Source organism: Acidobacteriota bacterium (assembly GCA_018001935.1).
Taxonomy (GTDB): Bacteria; Acidobacteriota; JAAYUB01; order JAAYUB01; family JAAYUB01; genus JAGNHB01.
The window spans coordinates 67,974-84,319 of sequence record JAGNHB010000008.1 but is presented as its reverse complement, the minus strand read 5'-3'; the positions used below and the strand labels follow the sequence as shown (position 1 = coordinate 84,319).

The window sequence follows — 16,346 nt, the reverse complement described above, 5'->3', positions numbered from 1 at the left end:
CTCAGAACCGGTATCCTTTCTCCGCGAACCTGGCCAGGATCTCTTCCCTAGGGTAGAACCCCTCGTGGCGGAAGAATTCCTTCCCGTCGGCGTCGTAGAAGATCTGCGTGGGGATGGACTGAATGCCGTACTTGTCCCCGGCCTCGGGGTTCTGCCAGACGTCGATGAACTCCACGATCAGCTTCCCCTTGAAGTCCTTCGCCAGTTCGTCCAGGATCGGCGCCATCATCTTGCAGGGGACGCACTTTTTCGCGCCCAGGTCCACGAGCTTCGGGAGCTTCGGCTCCGGTGCGGGTGAGGCTGCGGCCGATACCGCGGGGGCCGCCGCCGGCGCCGGCGTCCCGGTCTCCCCCGGCCGGTTCTTGTTGGCGATGACGAGCCCCACCGCAACGGCCAGGGCGATCACCACCACGACCTTCCACGCGTTCTTTCTCATCGGTTCCTCCGGTAGTCCTGATAGGCACGCAACAGGGCGGCCTGATAGTCTTCCTCCATCCCTTCCGGGATTTCGTGGTAAATCTTCACCCGCCGCAGGATGGCCCCGGCCTCTCCGCCCGCCCCGCTGATCCCTTCCCCGGCGAGTTGGTCGAAGATCAGCGCCAGGCCGTCGAGGGTGACCGGCCGGCCGCCCACCGTGACGGAGAGGCCGGGCACGGGGCGCGAACAGGAACAGCCGGCCGCCGGGTCCCCCTCCGGGGCGGGTGACGCCGGCGAGCGCTCCAGCAGGGCGTCCACCTCGGCGGCGACCCGCTCCGCGACGACCCAGACCGCCTCCGCGTCGGCGGCGGACACGTCCCGCGCCGAGCGGGCGCAGCCGTCGGCCGGCCCGCCGAGGACGTCCGTCACCACCACCGAGGCGCTCACCGGGCCGCTGTGCATCTCGGTGCCCCGTTTCGCACAGCGCTTGGCGCAGCCGTCCACGGCGACGACGGGGTGGTTCCGGGCGAAGGCCCGCTCCTCCTCGCCGCCGGCCAGGAACAGGGGCAGGCAGAGCGTCACGGTCCTCCCCGGCCGGAGGGCCTCGAGGACGCGCCGCACCGCGTTGCGGGAGAGGGTCCCCTCGGGGATCTCCTCCCCGCTGCAGGAAATGATGCCGATTTTACGCTGCGTTTCCATGTCCGACAATCTCCCCTGATCGGTCGGGATCGGTGTAAACAGCCTCACGCAAAGTCGCCAGGACGCAGAGCCTCGCAAAGCGGGTCCGATGATCTTTCCGGTCGTTCCTGGCGAGGCTTGGCGGCTTCGCGTCTTGGCGTGAGGCGGATCCGGAAAACTTCACTCTGTTTCTGGAGCGAGTCATTGGCGGGGTCCGCCTTTCTCGATGTCGTCGGCGATCTCCCGGACCAGGGCCCACCCGTCGTCCGTCAGGGCGGTGGCCGTGCCGGCGTTCAGGCCGCGGTGGTTCTTCATCGCGTCCACCACCTTCACCGACCGTGCCACGGTTCCCCCCGCCTGCTCGACGCTCTTGAGGGCGCACAGCTTCGGGCAGCCGTCCACGGTGACGCAGGGGGCGCTCCCGACCTTGTCCAGCGCCGCCTCGTCCCCCGTGACCAGGAGGGCGAGGCATAGGGTGTCGTAACCTTGCCCCTCGCGGCGTTGCGCGAGGTCGTAGGCCACCTCGCGGCTGACGAGCCCGTGGACCTTGCCGATGCCGCTGCAGGGGATGACCAGGGTTTTGTGTTTTTCTTGCATGTTGCACCCCAACCCGGAAGGACCGGATCTCAACCACGAACCACACGAACCGCACGAACAGGTTTCGGACACGAAAGCGGGATCATGCCCCTGGCGACCATGGTTCAGCGGGCGCCGGGCTCGCCGGTTCTCTCCGGAAGCCACTGGAATCAACCCCTTCGGGTCTCATTTCGCAACCGCTTCCATTGCTTTTCGGCGAACCGCTTCCGCGTAGGCGTCGGGCCCGAGGAGGAACTGCATGTCTTCCGAGACATTCGTCAGCTCCAGCTCCGCGATCCACCCCCTCCCGTACGGGTCTTCGTTGATCCACTCGGGCTTGTCCTTCAGTTTCGTGTTCACCGCGACGACCCGTCCGCTGACGGGGGAGACGATCTCCATGACCGCCTTGGACGACTCCACCTGCCCCAGGTCGCCGAACTGTTCCACCACGGCGCTGATTTCCGGCGGCTCGAACCAGGTGATGTCCGTCAGGCTCTGCTGGACGTAGTCGGACACCCCCACCCGGGCCCGGTTTCCCAGGACCTGGGCCCAGCAGTCGTTTTCGTTGAAGAGGAAACCGCCGGACGGGAACTTGAAAACGAACTTGTCCACCGTCACGCGAAGGACGTCCCCCGGGGGAGGGAAAGAGACGGCCACGGGCGCCGGCTCCGGCGCCTCGCCGTCCGCCGTCCACCCGCCGGCCACCTGCCGGGCGAACGCCAGCGCCTGCGGGCCCGGAACCAGGGTGTTCTCGGGCTTGACCGAGGCCTTCTTCACCTCCTCGGGGATGAAGACTTTCCGGTCCACCTTCAGGTCGAGGCGGGCGGCCAGTTTCGACGCGCACCGGGTGGCGCAGCCGTCGATGACGGTCAGGGGGGTTGCGGCCAGGATTTCTCGGTACCGGTCCGGGGCCTGGTTCAGCAGGACGGGGCAGACGAGGTCCCCGCCGGTCCGGGCGGCCAGGCACAGGGCGACCTCCCGGGAGAGGGGGCCGAAGGGCTTGTCCAGGCCGTTGCAGGGCAGGATGGCCGTTGTCACGACGCCTCCTCCTCGCGGATTTTCTTGATGAGGGCGACGACCTCGGATTTGACGGGGAACGACAGGGCGTCGGGCCCGCAGGTCTTGGCGCAGGCCCGGCAGAACACCACGCAGTGGTTCGGGTGGGCCACCACCAGCTTCCGCGCACCGTCCCTGCGTTCGAACACCTTGTGCGGGCAGAACTTGTCGCACTCCATGCAGAAGTCGCACCGGGCGTAGTCGATGGTGGGGAACCAGGGGATCTTCTCCCGCTTGACCCCCATGAAGGTGTCGTCAGGCATGGTCCGCCTCCCCGATTTTTTCGAGAGCGTCGGCCACCTTCCGGAAGGCCTCGTCGGTGGTCATGTCCCGCACGTCCAGCGGGACCAGGTCCTTCTTGACGTCCAGGCCGGCCGCGGCGAAGGCGTCCCGGAAGAGTTTGACCTGCATGTTGGGGGCGCAGCCGGCGATGACCATCGGCCGGTCGGCTTTGAGCATGTCCGCCAGGAAACGGTCGCCGTCCTCCTCGCAGAGCTGCGGGTGGATGAAGGCGTACTCCACGGGCAACTCGATGCGGACGCGGTTGACGAAGTCCCAGATGTCCATCTTCGAGAACCCGGGGCATTTCCCCGTACACACGCACAGGATCAGGCCGGGTTGCTTGTCGCCCATGTCAGACCCCCGCCGCCTCGGTGAGGAGCGTGCAGATCTCCTCCGGCTTCGGGACGCGCCCGGCGGTCTTCACCGCCCCGTCGATGACGAGCCCCGGGGTCATCAGGATCCGGTAGTTCATGATTTCCTTGATGTCGCTGATTTTTCTCACCGTCGCGGAGGTCCCGGTCGCTTCCAGGGCTTGGTGGACGTTTTTCAAAAGGGTTTCGCACTTTGCACAACCGGTTCCCAATACAAGTATTTCCATCTTCTCCTCCCTCAAGGGCAGAATCGCATTCGTTCAACCGATCTCCAACCCGTCTCGGGACGGGGTGCCGGCACTCCGCGCCGGGAGCGTCCGGGCCGGACCCTGGGCTCACCCGCAGCAGGACGTCGTGCTTCCGGAGCAGCAGGGGCCTTCCGGCGCCTCGGGCGGCGCCAGGGCCTGGTCCACGAACTTCCGCATGGCCGTCAGGGCCCCTTTCTCCACCATGGTGCCGATCTCGATGGCTTCCCGGACGTCCCCTTCCGCGATCTTCAGCTCCCGGGCCTTCGAGAGGTGATACTCCAGGCAGGGCTGGCAGTGGACGCCGACGGAAACGCCGACGGCAATCAATTCCCGGGTGCGTTCATCCATCGCATTCTCCTTGGTTCAGTGAAATTTCTTCAACCGTTTTCCTATATTCCCATGTTGCCAAGTAAACGAGAAAAAAAAGGTTCACTTCCGGGACTTCTCGGAAATAACGGCCTCGACGCACCCGAAGAACTTCAGGATGCACGGGCACCGCAACCGGTAGAAGACCTGGAGCCCCGCCTTGCGATCATCGACGATGCCGGCGGCCTTCATCACCGACAGGTGCTTGGACACGGTGGACATGTCCGCCCCGACCACCTCCCGCAACTCGCACACGCACCGTTCCCCTTCCGACAGGGCGTCGATGATCTTCAGCCGGCTCGGGTGAGCCATGGCTTTCAAAACAGTGGCTTTGGCCTGATAGGAAAACGCGTCCGCCATCCTTCCCTCCAACAATTTGGCATTATTGCCAAGCTATGTCTCCCCTGTCAAGCCTTTTTTTCGGTCCCGCCAATTTTGATGGGGCCGCAAAAAGTCGATTTAGCCCGCGAATCGTCGCGAATTGGAATATCACAAGCCAATTTATTTCTTTGTATTCGTTATTCGCGTCAATTGGCGTCATTCGCGGGAAATATCCAATTGTCGACTTTATACGGGAGCATCAAATTTCTTCTGGGGGCAGGAAGGGCGAACCGCTCACGATTTCCCGCAACGGATGGCAACGTCCCGGGTTGAACCTGTGGTACAATGCCGGCCGGCGGGCGACCGCCGGTTCCTTTCCCCTCGACGGGCGATCGGATGAGCACCCGGGGGTGGTGGAAAGGCATTTCCTGAAAGCGAGGACCCCATGAGCCTGAGAACCCACACCTGCGGCGAATTGAACCTGGGCCACGTTGACCAGTCGGTCGTGCTCACCGGCTGGGCCCACGCGGTACGGAACCTGGGGGGCGTGCTTTTCCTCCAGCTCCGGGACCGCCACGGCCTGACCCAGGTCACCCTGGACCGGGAGGACAATCCCGCCCTGTACGAGCAGGCGGAGGGCGTGAAGAGCGAATACGTGGTGCGGGTGGAGGGGCGGGTGGCGGCCCGGACCCCCGGCAACGTCAACCCGCACCTCGCCACCGGGCAGGTGGAGGTGATCGCCACGTCCGTGGAGATCCTCAACACCTCCGATCTCCCCCCCTTCGAGATCCAGGACGAGGTCCGGGCGTCCGAGGAACTCCGCATGAAATACCGCTACCTGGACCTCCGACGGGCCCCCATGACCCGCAACGTGGTCCTGCGTCACCAGGCGGCCTTCGAGGTCCGAAAATACATGGACGAGCAGGGTTTCCTCGAAATCGAGACCCCCTTCATGACGCGGTCGACCCCGGAGGGTGCCCGGGATTACCTGGTGCCGAGCCGGATCCACCACGGGCGCTTCTACGCGCTGCCCCAGTCGCCCCAGCTCTTCAAGCAGCTCCTCATGCTCTCGGGGATGGACCGGTACTTCCAGATCGTCCGCTGCTTCCGGGACGAGGACCTGCGCGCCGACCGCCAGCCCGAGTTCACCCAGGTGGACGTGGAGATGAGCTTTGTCACCCCCGAGGACATCTACGCGCTGGTGGAGGGGATGCTCCAGCGCGTCTGGCGCCTCGTGGGCCACGAGGTCTCGGTGCCCTTCCCGCGGCTGACCTATGCCGAGGCCATGCGACGGTTCGGGTCCGACCGGCCCGACACCCGCTTCGGCCTCGAGATCTGCGACGTGTCGGACGCGTTCCGGGACTCCTCCTTCGGGATCTTCCGCAAGGTGGTGGAGGAGGGGGGCGTCGTCCGGGGCATCCTGGTCCCGGGCGGGGCGAAGTACAGCCGCAAGGACATCGACGGCTTCCAGGAGACGGTGAAGACCTACGGCGCCGGCGGGCTGGCCTGGCTGAAGCTGGACCAGGACGCCCTGAAGTCCTCCATCCCCGCCGCCGTCCCCGATGAGGAGAAGCTCGCCCTCCTGCGGGCGGCGGGCGGGAAGGACGGCGACGCCCTCCTCATGGTGGCCGGTCCCGAACGGACCGCCGCCACGTCCCTGGGCGCCCTCCGCCTCGTGCTCGGCCGCCGCGAGGGGCTCATCGACGACAACCGGTTCGACTTCCTGTGGGTCACCGACTTCCCCATGTTCGAGTTCGACGCCGAGGAGCAGCGCTGGGCCGCCTGCCACCACCCCTTCACCTCGCCGGCGGACCCCGCCTTCGCGAACCCGTCCACCGCCCTGGCGCAGGCCTACGACGTCATCCTGAACGGGATGGAGCTGGGCGGCGGGTCCATCCGGATCCACCGGACCGAACTCCAGGAGAAGATCTTCCGGACCCTGGGGATGACCGAGGCGGAAGCGCGGGAGAAATTCGGTTTCTTCCTGGATGCCTTGCGCCACGGGGCGCCGCCCCACGGCGGCATCGCCCTGGGGCTCGACCGCATGGTGATGCTCCTGGCGGGGGAAACTTCCATCCGGGACGTCATCGCCTTCCCCAAGACGACCTCCGCCATGTGCCTGCTGACGGGGTCGCCCTCGGGGGTGTCCGACCGGCAGCTCGCCGAGCTGCATCTGCGGGTGGAGGGTGGCAATGGTTGAGGAAACCCGTTTTCTGAAGGAGTCCGAGCTTTTCAAGGGCCTGCCCGATTCCCTGATCCAGAAGGTGTACGACGAGGGGCTGCTCCGGACCTACGGCCCCGGCGAGTTCATCTTTCGCGAGGGGGAGTCGTCCTTCCAGTTTTACATCATCCGGAACGGGGTGGTGGAGATCCAGATCACCCGGAAGGAGGCGAAGCAGACCGCCATCGTGGCCTACCTCTCCCGGGGGGAGTGCTTCGGCGAGATGGCCCTGATCACCGGCCGGCCCCGACTGGCGTCGGTTCGCGTGCCCCAGGCCGTCGAGGTCCTCGAGATCCCCGCCGAGAAGTACGAGGAGCTGATCTCGGGGAACATCATCTTCGTTCGCCGGCTCTGCGAGATCCTGGCCTTCCGCCTCGAGAACGCCGACCGGCAGATCACCGGCGGGGAGCCGGGGACCCGGAAGGAGCTCCAGGGAAGCCTCCACTTCTTCGACCTGGCCACGGTCATGCAGACCCTCATCAACACCGGGCAGAGCGGCATCATGCTCATCGAGACCCCCGACGCCGTCCGCGCCGAGGTGGCCTTCGCCAAGGGGAACATCGTGACGGCCCGCATGGGGCGCCTCGAGGGGGAAGACGCCTTCTACGAGATCTTCCACGAGGATATCGCCGGTGAATTCACCTTCCGGGGCGAGAACGTGAGCCGGAAGGACATCACGGCCCCCATCGACCGGCCGCCCATGAACCTCCTGCTGGAGGCCATGCGCCTGAAGGACGAGAGCAAGGTCATCCTGCAGGAGATCGAGGACTTCGAACGGGTTTTCGAACCCTGCTGCAACACCCTGCGGTGGGCGGAGGAGGACACGCTGGACAGCGCCCTGATGGTCTGGATGAAAGTCTCGGAAAGGGCCCCCCTGCGGAAGATCCTCGAAGAGGTCCCCCGTTGCTCCTACGCCGTGCTGGCCATCCTCAAGACGATGCTGGAGCGGGGCCTGGTCCGATGAGCCGGGGGCTCGCGACGCTCCCCAACGCCGTCACCCTGGTGCGGGTGGCGGCCATCCCCTTCGTGCTGAACGCCCTGTCCGCCGGCAACGACACCGCCCTCGCCGCCTGGGTCGCCGTCATGGCCCTGAGCGACTTCCTGGACGGCTTCCTCGCCCGCCTCCTCCGTTCCCAGTCCGACGTCGGGAAGGTCCTGGACCCGGCCGCCGACAAGGTCTGCGTCTTCTTCCTCGCCGCGGCCATCTGGGTGCAGCGCGGTTTCCCCACCTGGGCGCTGGCCCTGCTGGTGGGGAAGGACGTCCTCATCGCGGCCGGGGGGCTGCTCCTGAACCGAAAGGCGAAGGTCCCCATCACCCCCAACTTCTGGGGAAAAGCCGCCCTGGCCGTGGAACTCTGGGCCTTCGTGACCTACGCGTTCCGACTGGACTGGATGAAGACCGACACCCTTGCGGTGCTGGCCTTCTTCGTCGTCGTGTCCGCCCTGGTGTACGCGAAAGTCTTCTGGGACGTGGTCCGCGGGCGAAAGACGGTCCCCGAGATCGTGGCGGGCTACTCCGCCTACGGCTTCAGCCGGGAGCGGACCCGACGCGCCCGCCTCACCAACGCCTTCATCCTTTTTTTGTGCGGTGCCCTTCTCGCCCGCTTCGTTTGGTTGATCCTCACCCCCCCCTGACCACCCCACGCTCTCCAGAAACAACGTCAGCGCCGCGACCGTGAGGGAGCGGTCAGCGTAAAAACATCTTTCCGCTTGCTTACGCGCGCGGCTCCGATTCGTTTTCGGTCGAATGGACGGCCATCCCGCCGCCTTCGCGACAGATCGAAGAATGCCCCCCGCGAAATGCGGGGCGGAGAACCACCGGTTCCGGTCTATAATGAAGACGACGATCTCAGCGAAGATGGTGATCCACATAGATTGATTGGAGGTAAGTAGATTGAATAATAGAAAGTCAAGAGGGTTGCCTCTGTTTATTACCTGTTTGATCGGTTTTGCTTTTGCTCCCGCCTCAATCAAAGCAAAAACTCTCGACGACCCCATGGAGCTGGCGATCGCTGCCTGCAGGAAAGGGGATTTCAAGGAAGCGGTGCGCCTGCTTCGCCCGGAGGCCGAGAAGGGGAGTGCGAATGCGCAGTACTGTCTGGGAGATCTTCTTTATCGCGGCGAGGGTGTGCGGAAAGACCCGGCGGAAGCGGCGCGGTGGTTCCGGAAGGCCGCCGAGCAGAATGATTCACGCGCGCAGTTCATGCTGTCCATGATGCTGGATTCCGGCGAGGGAGTCGAACGAAACGCGCCGGAATCCTTGACCTGGCTTCGGAAATCGGCCGAGCAAGGCCTCCCGGAAGCCCAATTCGCCATGGGGCGAACCTGTGAGTCGGGGGAAGGCGTTGACCGTGATCCGAAAGAAGCGGCCAAATGGTATCTCAAGGCGGCTGAGCAGGGTCATGTGGACGCGCAGGCAAATCTCGCGGTCTGTTACCTGGAGGGGACGGGTGTCGATAAAGACTGTGAGCAAGCAAAGAAATGGTTGGCAAAGGCCGCGGCTCAAGGGGATGCGATCACGGAGTACAACCTGGGGAAACTGCACTTTTTAGGCAATTGTGGGGGGAAAAATCTGAAAGAGGCCCAGTACTGGTTTCAACGAGCGGCCGAGAAGGGCCACACGGCTGCGCAGTACGATTACGGAGTCTGTTGCGAAAGAGGCTACGGCCGGGAAATCGATTTTTCCGAGGCGGTTCAATGGTATCGAAAGGCGGCCGGGCAAGGGCATGAAGCCGCCCAGTTCAATTTGAGCGGGATGTTGATGGAAGGAAAAGGAGTGGAAAAAAACGAAAAGGAAGCCTTTTCCTGGTGCATGAAATCCGCCGAGGCCGGTTACACACCCGCCATGTGTCGGCTGGGATATATGTATCATGAGGGCTGTGGAGTCCAGGCCGACCAAGCCGCCGCCGTCCGGTGGTACCAGAAGGCCGCCGACAAGGGCGACGCTACGGCCATGAACAATCTCGGCCTGATGTACGAGGCCGGGGAAGGCGTTTCTCAAGACAAGCAGAAAGCCATGGTTTTATATAAGAAAGCATATCACTTGGGCCTGAAGGACGCCATCCATCGAGTGATGAAGCTCCTCAAGGAAGGCGTTAAAGATCCTGAGGAAAATTGACGCCCTCTCAAAAAGCCTGTTCAACCGCAAAGATGAAGCGGGGCATTGAAGCGGCCTCTTGACTTTGATCAAGGCGTTGGACGCGAAAGGCATGGTACCCTGAGGCCGGATCGGGAAAATTGCGCGGGGGAGGAAGACCGCCATGCACATGTTCTGTTACCAGTGCCAGGAGACGGGGGAGAACAAGGGGTGCCTGTACTTCGGCGCCTGCGGGAAGACCGACGAGACGGCCAACCTGCAGGACCTGCTGATTTACCTGCTCAAGGGGATCGCCCTCTGCGCCCGGCCCGCCATGGCCGCCGGCGAGGTGCCCCGGGCGGAGGCGGTCTTCGCCTCCCGGTCGCTCTTCTCGACCGTGACCAACACCAACTTCGATTCCGAGCGCTTCCAGGCCATGATTCGAGAAGGGCTGGCCCTGCGGGACAGCCTCCGGGAGCGGTTCACCGTGGACGTCCCGGCCGGGCTGGAGGACCTGGTGACCTGGCAGGCCGACGGGACGGCGCAGCTTCTGCGCAAGTCCACCGCCATCGACATCCGTGACACCAAGGACCCGGACATCCGCTCGCTGGCCGAACTGTCCACCTACGGGCTGAAGGGGGCCGCCGCCTATGCCATCCACGCCGCGGCGCTGGGTCGCGAGGACGACGGCCTCTGGTGCGACCTGCTCCGCATCCTGGCCCGCCTGGCCGAGGAGAAGAACGAGGAGGCCCTCCAGGAGATCGCCCTCGACACCGGTCGCTACATGACCCGGGCCATGGCCGTCCTGGACGAGGCCAACGCCGCGGCCTACGGCGAGCCCGGCGCGGTGCCCATCCCCCTGGGCGTGCGGGGGCGGCCGGGCATCCTGATCACGGGCCACGACCTGAAGGACCTGGAGGAGCTGCTGGAACAGACCGAGGGAACGGGCGTGGACGTCTACACGCACTGCGAGATGTGGGAGGCCCACGCCTACCCGGCCTTCCGGAAGCACGCCCACCTGGCCGGGAACTACGGCAACGCCTGGTGGATGCAGGACATCGAGTTCGAGGCCTTCAACGGGCCGATCCTGGTCACGTCCAACTGCATCACGCCGGTCCCGGACGCGTACCGCCACCGGATCTTCACCACCGGTCCCGCGGGCTACCCCGGCGTGGTCCACATCCCCGAGGCCCCGGAAGGCCAGCCCAAGGACTTCTCGGCGATCGTCGCCCTGGCGAAGACCTGCCCGCCGCCGAAAGCCTTGGAACAGGGCACCGTGACGGGCGGTTTTTCTCACCGCTTCGTGGCCAAGCACCTGGACACGGTCCTGGGCGCCATCCGGTCGGGGGCGATCCGAAAGTTCGTGGTGATGGGGGGGTGCGACGGGCGCGACCAGCGGCGCAAGCGTTTCACCGACGCCGCCCTCGCCATGCCCGACGACACGATCATCCTCACGGCCGGGTGCGCCAAGTTCAGATTCATCAAGCAGGTGAGAAAGGAGGTCGCCGGCCTTCCCCAGGTGCTGGACGCGGGGCAGTGCAACGACTGCTACTCGCTGGTGCGCATCGCCCTGGCCCTCAAGGACGCCCTGGGGATCGCCGACGTGAACGACCTCCCGATCGACTTCGACCTGGCCTGGTACGACCAGAAGGCCGTGGGCATCGTGCTGGCCCTGGCGGCGCTGGGGTTCCGGAACGTGCGCATGGGGCCCTCCCTGCCCGCCTACCTCCTCACCGACGCCGGGAAGCGTTTCCGGGAGAAGTACGGCATCTCCGGGTGAGGCTTTTCGGGAAAGGACAAAGGACCAAAAGGACCAAAGGGACCAAAGGGACCCGGAGGCCAGAGGGGCACGGAGGCCAAGGGGGCACGGGCGTTTCGGTGTAATACCCAAGAAGGCAGTGGTTTGGGCGGAAGGGGGTCAGGCTCCGAAGCGAAAACGGCGATCGTCAGGGGGACGCGCGCCTCGGGCCCGGGGCACGGACCGAGCTGGTCGCGGACTTCCCGGCCCCGCTTATCGGTCGGAGGCGCCGGGGGGCTATGCCCCGGAGTCCCGGCGGCGAAGTTTCCCCGTCGATTCCGAGACCCGGGGCTCGAGCGGCAGTGTGAAGCGGAAAACCGCCCCGCCGCCGGGACGTTGCTCGGCCCAGATGCGGCCCCCGTGGTGCTCGACGATCCGCTTGCAGATGGGCAGGCCCAGCCCGACGCCCTTGGGCTTGGCGGTCAGGGTGTCCCCGACCTGGCGGAAGCGCTGGAACACGGCCTCGCAGTCCGACGCGTCGAGGCCCAGTCCGGTGTCCTCCACCGTGACCCGGATCTCGCCCCCCGCCGGCGCCCGCCCGCCACCGCCGGCCCGGGACGCCTCCCGCCGCGCCTCGGCAGGCCCCGGCCCGTGGATGAACTCCCCCCGCCCCGGCCGAAGCGACCGCGGCCGGTCCCCGTTGGCATGGTACTCCAGGGACACCTTCACCGCCCCGCCGGGCGGCGTGAACTTCCCGGCGTTGGACACCAGATTCCAGACCACTTGCCGCAGGCGCGCGCGGTCCCCGGGGACCTCCGGCGCGTCCTGCAGCTCGACGCCCACGGTCAACGACTTCTCCCGGAAGCTCGGGCCCAGCTCGTTCAGGACGCTCTCCACCACCTCCCCGACGTCCACGGGGGCTTCCTCCCACATCGCCGTGTTGCTCTCCAGGCCGTTGAGGTCCAGGAGGTCCTCGATCAGGATGGTGAGGCGGCGGCTCTCGGCCAGGAGGATGTCGATGTTCTCCAGGACCTGGGCGGCGGCCTTCTCGCGGCGGGCGGCGTCGGTGCACTCGGGGTTGAAGACGACCCGGCGGAGCTTCTTCCGGACCAGGTGCGCGTAGCCGACCAGGGACGTCAGCGGGGTGCGCAGCTCGTGCGACGTGTTGGCCAGGAAGTCGTCCTTGAGCCGGTCCACCTTTTCGAGCCACTCCGTCTTGAGGCGCTGGTACTCGAGTTCCCGGCGGTGAAAGGCGATCTCCCGCTGGTGCCGCTGGCTCTTGACCCGGGCGAGGAACAGCACCAGGCCCAGCCCCGCCGCAACGTAGGCGACGTAGGCGTACCAGGTCCGCCAGAACGGCGGCGTGACCACGAGGGTCAGCGACAGGCCGGTCTCGTTCCACACCCCGTCGTTGTTGGACCCCTTCACCCGGAGCACGTACGTCCCCGGGTCGAGGTTGGTGAACGTGGCGGTCCGGTTGGCGGCCGTCGTGTAGACCCAGTCCTTGTCGAAGCCCTCGAGGCGGTAGGCGTAGCGGTGCTTGTCGGGAGCGCTGAAATCCAGGGCGGAGAACTCGAAGGAGACGACGCGGTCGTGGTGTTCCAGGGTGAGCCGCTCCAGGGTTTCCGCGGGGACGTCGAGGGCGACGGGGCGGTTGGATTTCAGAAAGGCCGTCAGCACCACGGTGGGCACGTGGGTGTTGACGCGGAAGCGGGCGGGGTCGAGGATGGTGAGACCCGCGAGACCGCCCAGGACGATCTCGCTGGACCGGGTGCGGCAGAAGGCCACGGGGTTGAAGTTGCAGTCCGGGAAACCGTCCCGGCGGTCGTAGAACCCGGTGACCCCCGTCTTCGGGTCCAGCCGGAACAGGCCGATGGACGAACTCACCCAGAGGGCCCCCGAGGCGTCCTCGGTGATCCCGGAGATGTTGTAGGCGTGCACGCCGCGGTCCGGCGTGAAGTGCCGGAAAACCGTCCGCCCCCGTTGCGCCGCGCCCGCCTCCAGGCAGTCCAGGCCGCCGCCCCAGGTCCCCACCCAGAGGTTGCCGGCCCGGTCCTCGTAGATGCACGTGGCGGAATTGTTGCTCAGGCTCGCCGGGTTCGACTCGTCGTGCTGGAAGCTCAGGACGGTGCCCGACGCCGGGTCCAGCCGGAAGAGGCCCGAGGACTGGCTCGCGGCCCAGAGGGCCCCCGAGCGGTCGAGGCAGAGAAAATCCACCCGGGTGGGGTGCGGAGAACCGTCGGGGGCTTTCTCCAGCGGGTAGGAGCGAAAGCGCCCGATCTCCGGGTCCAGGCACGCGAGGCCGGCCTCCGTGCCGACCCAGACTTTGCCCCGCGGGTCCACCAGGAGCGTTTTCACGAAATCGTTGACGAGGCTGTCGGGGCGGTCGGGGTCGTGCCGGTAGTGGGAGAAACGGCCCGTGGAGGGGTCCATCCGGTCCAGGCCGAAGCCCCCCGTGCCGACCCAGATCGAGCCGTCCGCGCCCTCGGCCAGGGCCCAGACCCGGCGGTTGTCCACCAGGCTGAACGGGTCGGAGGGGTTGTTCCGATAGTGACGGAAGGTCCCTGTCCTTCGATCCAGGCAGTCGAGCCCCTGCTCGCTGGTGCCGACCCAGACGAGGCCGGACGCGGCGCAGAGGACGGCCCGGATGTTCTTCCCGCCGAGGCCGTGGGGTCTCTCCGGGACGTACTGGAAGTACTCGAAGGGGACGATCCTCAGGCGGTCCACCCCGGCGGCCCAGGTCCCCACCCAGATCACCCCCCCGGCGTCCTCGAAGAGGCTCAGCACGGTGCTTCCACTCAGGGAAAGCGTGTCGGCCGGGTCGTGGGCGAAGCGGGTGAACCGCGCCGATACGGGGTCCCGGCGGCACACCCCGCCGTCCCGGGTCCCCACCCACACGGCTCCGTCCCGGGCCCGGAAGAGGGATTGCACGTTGGCGTCGCTCAAGGCGGCGGGGTCGGAGGGCGACACCGGCAGCCAGTCCGGGGCCCGGCCGCCGGGGGGCAGGCGGCAGAGACCGCCGCGGGTCCCCACCCACAGCGACCCGTCGGTGTCCGGCAGGAGGGCCTGGACGAGCGCGGCGTCGGCGAACGGCGCGGCCGGCGCCCCGAGCGGGACGGTTTCCCACCGGGCGGTCGCGGGCTCATAGCGCGCCAGGCCGCCCTCGGTCCCGACCCAGAACGACCCCCGGTCCCGGGGTGCGAGGGCCATGACGCTGCGCCAGGGACGGGCCCCGGCGGGAAAGGGAGCGCGGACCGCCTGCCCGCCGAAACAATCCACCCGGTACAGGCCCGCGTTTCGGACGCCCGCCCAGAGATAATCGCCCCACGGCAGGAGGGTTTGAACCTGGCCCGGCCCGCCGGGAAGTTCCGCATCGGACGGCCAGGTCACCCGCCGGGACGCCCCCGTGCGGAGGTCGAGCCGCCACAGGCCGGCCCGGGTCCCCGCCCAGAGGGTGCCCCGGGGGTGCTCGGCCAGCGTGATGACGTAGTTGTCGGGGAGCGAGGTCCCGTCGCCCGCGATCTTGCGGTGGACAGTGAAGCGATAGCCGTCGTAACGGTTCAACCCGTCCTGGGTGCCGAACCACATGAATCCCGTGCTGTCCTGCATGGTGCAGTAAACCGAGGCCTGGGACAGGCCCTCGGCCAGGGACAGGGAGCCGACGCGGAAATAGCCGCCGGGCGCGGCGCACACCGCCTCGAACCCCGGGGCCAGGGCCAGGAGAAACCATGCCAGAAGGAGGGTTCCGCGCTTGATCACCAACAGCCACCATTTCCGGGTCGGGAACGTCCCGCTGCCGGCGGGGCGGCACCGGGCAAGGCGGCGGACCCGTCACCGCGCGGGGGAGGAGTGGTCCCAGGCCGACCGGATCCGGTCGAGGAGGTCGCGGGTGGAATCGAGTTGGGCGCGGATTTCCAGGATGTCGTCGTGGCGGGCGGCCGAGTTCTCCTGGACCGCCCGCAGGGCCTGCCGGGTCGAGACCATCTCCGCCGAGAGGGCCGTCATCCGATCCTGAAACTCCCGGCTCGACGATCCGCCGTCGGACAGGGAAAGCACCGTCTCCTCCACTTCTTTCAACCGGTTCTCGAAGCCCCGGGCGAACTCGTCGCGCCGGGCGGCCTCCTCCTCCCGGGTCTTGCCGAGGGCGTCGAGCCGCCGGACCAGTTCCGCCAGGCGCTTGTCCAGTTCGGCCCGGCTGTGCTCACCCGGGGCCTTGGGCGGTTGTTTGCCGCCCAGGGACTGGTCCATGAGGGTCCGGACCTCGGAGCGGAGCGCCTGGAGTTCCATCCGCATCATGACCAGGTCGGAGCCGGGCGAATCCCCCGGGACGTCGACCCGGCCGGTCATCATGCCACGCAGTTCCCGGTGAACCGCTTCGAGCTGATCCAGCTTGGGGAAGAGCCGTTCGGCCTCCACCGCCGCCTGGCGAAGGGGAGCCAGGTCGTCCATCCGCTCGGAGAGGTTCCGGATCTCCTCCCGGAGCGCCCGGAGCTCGACCCCGTCGGTGATGGCCGCCTCCACGGTCCGAAAAGCCTGGACGACCGGCTGCAGGCCGCCCTGGATCTGGAGGACCTGGTGGTCCACGGCGTCGCGCAGGCCGGTGAAGAGGTTGAAGAGGTCGCGGATGCGGCCCTTCTGGCGGTCCATCTCCTGGAGCAGGGATTCCTGGAAGCGGTTCATGCCGTCGAGGCTGTCCTGGATCCGCCGGACCCGTCGCTGAAGGTCGGCAACGGTTTCGGGGGACAGCGCGGCCTGGACGGACCCGTTCGGCTCGCCGCCGGCGTCGGGGGATTCCTCGGATTCCTCGCCGGGCTGCGGCGAGTAGCGGGCGTTGGACTGCTCCTTCCGCTTGAGGAGCGCCTCGAATTTGCTGAAGACCACCATGCACCGGACGCACTCCGCCCGCCCGTCGTCCTGTTCGAAGCCGCACTTGGGGCAAATCATGGCTTTCTCCGGAACCCGAGATCCGAGCCTGCTCGATTTCTGACCCTTACGG

16 protein-coding genes are annotated in these 16,346 nt (G+C 66.8%); 5 read left to right on the top strand and 11 right to left on the bottom strand.

What is annotated here, in order from left to right:
- Position 1: 1 nt before the first annotated feature.
- The 9 genes from KA419_05190 to KA419_05150 form a co-directional block, all read right to left on the bottom strand.
- On the bottom strand, positions 2-436 hold the full coding sequence (locus KA419_05190) for a thioredoxin family protein (protein MBP7865326.1): 435 nt from the start codon (positions 434-436) through the stop codon (positions 2-4).
- A complete protein-coding gene (locus tag KA419_05185) occupies positions 433-1,116 on the bottom strand; it encodes a putative zinc-binding protein (protein ID MBP7865325.1) in 684 nt (227 codons plus the stop codon). Before KA419_05185 ends, KA419_05190 begins: the two co-directional genes overlap by 4 nt.
- Before the next feature lie 180 nt (positions 1,117-1,296).
- Entirely contained in the window at positions 1,297-1,692 is a 396-nt protein-coding gene (locus KA419_05180) for a putative zinc-binding protein (protein MBP7865324.1), read from the bottom strand.
- Positions 1,693-1,857: 165 nt separating this feature from the next.
- A complete protein-coding gene (locus KA419_05175; GenBank protein MBP7865323.1) occupies positions 1,858-2,709 on the bottom strand; it encodes a glycine cleavage system protein H in 852 nt (283 codons plus the stop codon).
- Positions 2,706-2,990: a ferredoxin family protein gene (locus tag KA419_05170; GenBank protein MBP7865322.1), complete on the bottom strand. Its 285-nt coding sequence runs from the start codon at positions 2,988-2,990 to the stop codon at positions 2,706-2,708. Before KA419_05170 ends, KA419_05175 begins: the two co-directional genes overlap by 4 nt.
- Entirely contained in the window at positions 2,983-3,360 is a 378-nt protein-coding gene (locus tag KA419_05165; GenBank protein ID MBP7865321.1) for a hypothetical protein, read from the bottom strand. The genes KA419_05170 and KA419_05165 overlap by 8 nt, the downstream gene beginning before the upstream one ends.
- A gap of 1 nt (position 3,361) precedes the next feature.
- Complete coding sequence (locus KA419_05160) at positions 3,362-3,607, bottom strand: thioredoxin family protein (GenBank protein MBP7865320.1); 246 nt, start codon at positions 3,605-3,607, stop codon at positions 3,362-3,364.
- 108 nt (positions 3,608-3,715) lie between these two features.
- Positions 3,716-3,976 carry a carboxymuconolactone decarboxylase family protein gene (locus tag KA419_05155; protein ID MBP7865319.1) on the bottom strand — a complete coding sequence of 87 codons (261 nt, stop codon included), beginning with the start codon at positions 3,974-3,976 and terminating at the stop codon, positions 3,716-3,718.
- An 81-nt stretch (positions 3,977-4,057) separates the two neighbouring features.
- Complete coding sequence (locus tag KA419_05150; GenBank protein ID MBP7865318.1) at positions 4,058-4,354, bottom strand: winged helix-turn-helix transcriptional regulator; 297 nt, start codon at positions 4,352-4,354, stop codon at positions 4,058-4,060.
- Between the two features lie 406 nt (positions 4,355-4,760).
- Between KA419_05150 and aspS the strand changes: the two genes are divergently transcribed.
- The 5 genes from aspS (at position 4,761) to hcp (ending at position 11,392) form a co-directional block, all read left to right on the top strand.
- Positions 4,761-6,515 (top strand): aspartate--tRNA ligase, encoded by a 1,755-nt coding sequence (gene aspS / locus KA419_05145; protein MBP7865317.1) that lies wholly within the window; start codon positions 4,761-4,763, stop codon positions 6,513-6,515.
- Positions 6,508-7,500 carry a cyclic nucleotide-binding domain-containing protein gene (locus KA419_05140; protein ID MBP7865316.1) on the top strand — a complete coding sequence of 331 codons (993 nt, stop codon included), beginning with the start codon at positions 6,508-6,510 and terminating at the stop codon, positions 7,498-7,500. Before aspS ends, KA419_05140 begins: the two co-directional genes overlap by 8 nt.
- Complete coding sequence (locus tag KA419_05135) at positions 7,497-8,171, top strand: CDP-alcohol phosphatidyltransferase family protein (GenBank protein MBP7865315.1); 675 nt, start codon at positions 7,497-7,499, stop codon at positions 8,169-8,171. The genes KA419_05140 and KA419_05135 overlap by 4 nt, the downstream gene beginning before the upstream one ends.
- Before the next feature lie 259 nt (positions 8,172-8,430).
- On the top strand, positions 8,431-9,654 hold the full coding sequence (locus tag KA419_05130; GenBank protein ID MBP7865314.1) for a sel1 repeat family protein: 1,224 nt from the start codon (positions 8,431-8,433) through the stop codon (positions 9,652-9,654).
- A gap of 142 nt (positions 9,655-9,796) precedes the next feature.
- Complete coding sequence (hcp, locus tag KA419_05125) at positions 9,797-11,392, top strand: hydroxylamine reductase (protein MBP7865313.1); 1,596 nt, start codon at positions 9,797-9,799, stop codon at positions 11,390-11,392.
- Positions 11,393-11,647: 255 nt separating this feature from the next.
- Here hcp and KA419_05120 read toward each other — a convergent pair whose 3' ends face one another.
- Both KA419_05120 and KA419_05115 read right to left on the bottom strand, forming a co-directional pair.
- Positions 11,648-15,109, bottom strand: a complete 3,462-nt coding sequence (locus KA419_05120) for a hypothetical protein (GenBank protein ID MBP7865312.1) — start codon at positions 15,107-15,109, stop codon at positions 11,648-11,650.
- 72 nt (positions 15,110-15,181) lie between these two features.
- Positions 15,182-16,294, bottom strand: coding sequence for a hypothetical protein (locus KA419_05115; GenBank protein ID MBP7865311.1), 1,113 nt, complete (start codon positions 16,292-16,294; stop codon positions 15,182-15,184).
- Between the last annotated feature and the right edge of the window lie 52 nt (positions 16,295-16,346).

Bases quoted from the DNA above. Each gene is read 5' to 3' on its own strand.
- KA419_05190 (MBP7865326.1), bottom strand. From the start codon at position 436: ATGAGAAAGAACGCGTGGAAGGTCGTGGTGGTGATCGCCCTGGCCGTT.
- KA419_05185 (MBP7865325.1), bottom strand. From the start codon at position 1,116: ATGGAAACGCAGCGTAAAATCGGCATCATTTCCTGCAGCGGGGAGGAG.
- KA419_05180 (MBP7865324.1), bottom strand. From the start codon at position 1,692: ATGCAAGAAAAACACAAAACCCTGGTCATCCCCTGCAGCGGCATCGGC.
- KA419_05170 (MBP7865322.1), bottom strand. From the start codon at position 2,990: ATGCCTGACGACACCTTCATGGGGGTCAAGCGGGAGAAGATCCCCTGG.
- KA419_05165 (MBP7865321.1), bottom strand. From the start codon at position 3,360: ATGGGCGACAAGCAACCCGGCCTGATCCTGTGCGTGTGTACGGGGAAA.
- KA419_05160 (MBP7865320.1), bottom strand. From the start codon at position 3,607: ATGGAAATACTTGTATTGGGAACCGGTTGTGCAAAGTGCGAAACCCTT.
- KA419_05155 (MBP7865319.1), bottom strand. From the start codon at position 3,976: ATGGATGAACGCACCCGGGAATTGATTGCCGTCGGCGTTTCCGTCGGC.
- KA419_05150 (MBP7865318.1), bottom strand. From the start codon at position 4,354: ATGGCGGACGCGTTTTCCTATCAGGCCAAAGCCACTGTTTTGAAAGCC.
- aspS (MBP7865317.1), top strand. From the start codon at position 4,761: ATGAGCCTGAGAACCCACACCTGCGGCGAATTGAACCTGGGCCACGTT.
- KA419_05140 (MBP7865316.1), top strand. From the start codon at position 6,508: ATGGTTGAGGAAACCCGTTTTCTGAAGGAGTCCGAGCTTTTCAAGGGC.
- KA419_05135 (MBP7865315.1), top strand. From the start codon at position 7,497: ATGAGCCGGGGGCTCGCGACGCTCCCCAACGCCGTCACCCTGGTGCGG.
- hcp (MBP7865313.1), top strand. From the start codon at position 9,797: ATGCACATGTTCTGTTACCAGTGCCAGGAGACGGGGGAGAACAAGGGG.
- KA419_05115 (MBP7865311.1), bottom strand. From the start codon at position 16,294: ATGATTTGCCCCAAGTGCGGCTTCGAACAGGACGACGGGCGGGCGGAG.